Source organism: Massilia sp. PWRC2 (genome assembly GCF_049896725.1).
Lineage (GTDB): Bacteria > Pseudomonadota > Gammaproteobacteria > Burkholderiales > Burkholderiaceae_D > JAFCUW01.
On the sequence record NZ_JAFCUW010000050.1, the window covers coordinates 1 to 747 of the forward strand.

Genomic DNA, 747 nt, shown 5'->3' on the forward strand with positions numbered 1-747 from the left:
AATCTTGCGATCCAGGTGGCGCCACCGGCCGACACTGTCACCTATATCCACACCGATGCGCTCGGCAGCCCGGTCGCCCGCAGCGACAGCGCCGGCAATGTGATCAGCCGCACCAGCTACGAGCCCTACGGGCGCACGGCTGGGGGCGTGACACCAACCATCGGCTTCACCGGGCATGTCAACGACGCCGACACGGGGCTGGTGTACATGCAGCAGCGGTATTATGATCCGGTGGCGGGGCGGTTTTTGAGCGTTGATCCTGTTACTTCTAATCCAAGCTCAGGTAGAAGTTTTAACCGATATAGGTATTCAAACAACAACCCCTATCGGTATGTTGATCCCGATGGTCGAGATCCAGATCCAGTCATCATATTACCAATCCCGGTGATTGTTCCAAGGCCCGTGGTTAGCCCCGATCCGAATAGAATAGATCCTTTTTATAGTCCAGTTCGACCGAGTCAAATTATTTTCTCCAGGGAAGATGAACGTACTTTCTTAAAGCAGCTGATTCGTTTTTAATTTGTATTATCTGCCGCGCTTTCAACGTACTTCTTTCCGAGGTTGGTGGTCAACCGAAGGAAACTGATCTTGTTATAGTGCCGGAGAAAGACGGTAACAAGGTCGCGGCTGAGGAAGGTTATAAAGATGCGCATGATGCAAAAGACGGACGGGGAGATAGCAAGGTCAATATCTATACCGACAAAACCACTGGTCGACGGTGGCTTTGGAATGGAGCAAGGGGTAGTC

Annotated in this window: 2 protein-coding genes; one reads left to right on the forward strand and one right to left on the reverse strand. The window is 51.9% G+C overall.

What is annotated here, in order from left to right; genetic code table 11:
* A partial coding sequence (locus ACP7BZ_RS22980; protein ID WP_426117519.1) for an RHS repeat-associated core domain-containing protein occupies positions 1–519 on the forward strand: 519 nt, incomplete at its 5' end.
* Here the strand turns inward: ACP7BZ_RS22980 and ACP7BZ_RS22985 are convergent.
* Positions 516–747 (reverse strand): hypothetical protein (locus ACP7BZ_RS22985; RefSeq protein ID WP_426117521.1); only part of this gene is annotated, 232 nt, incomplete at its 5' end. The genes ACP7BZ_RS22980 and ACP7BZ_RS22985 overlap by 4 nt on opposite strands.